This window comes from Kitasatospora sp. NPDC024654, from assembly GCF_055559155.1.
The window spans coordinates 1-599 of record NZ_JBVHLF010000035.1 but is presented as its reverse complement, the minus strand read 5'-3'; positions in this window follow the sequence as shown (position 1 = coordinate 599).

The window sequence follows — 599 nt, the reverse complement described above, 5'->3', positions numbered from 1 at the left end:
ACCCATAAATCAGCCAACCACCCAACCACGTGGCTCCAGTGGGAGGTTTGGTATCCCACGCGGCCACGCGAGCTTCCCCTGTGCCCCCCCCCCCCCCCCCGCCCCCCCCCCCCCACCCTGGGAAGCGACCCGCTCGACGATTCCCGAGGGGCGTCCTCGGTGCCCGCTCGGTGGATCAGGGGTTGACGCCGAAGACAGTCATTCTTCGCCAACGCCCAGGCAGCACAACCGAGTCGGGTCAGCGCCCATGACGTATCGGGGAACTGTCCGCGCAACGCCCCGGTGTCCGGTCGGCGGTGCTGCCGGAACCGACCGCCCGGGCCCGGTCATCGCCCACCCTGCCATCGCCGCCACGTCCGCTCGCCGCGCCCGGAACTCGGGCAGGCGGGTGAACGGCTTGAACCGGGCAGGAGGCGGGACGCTGCGCGTGGTGTGAGGCGGGTCGGACGGGGCAGGTTCGCGGTGAATCCGTGAGGACTGGACACTGGAGCTATTGTCACGACTCTGTCAATCCCCTGGAAACGTAGAGTCGTCTCTATGCGGCTTCGTCCCTCTGTCGGGTCTCGGCTCGCTGCTGGTTGATGATGCGTTCGAACTCG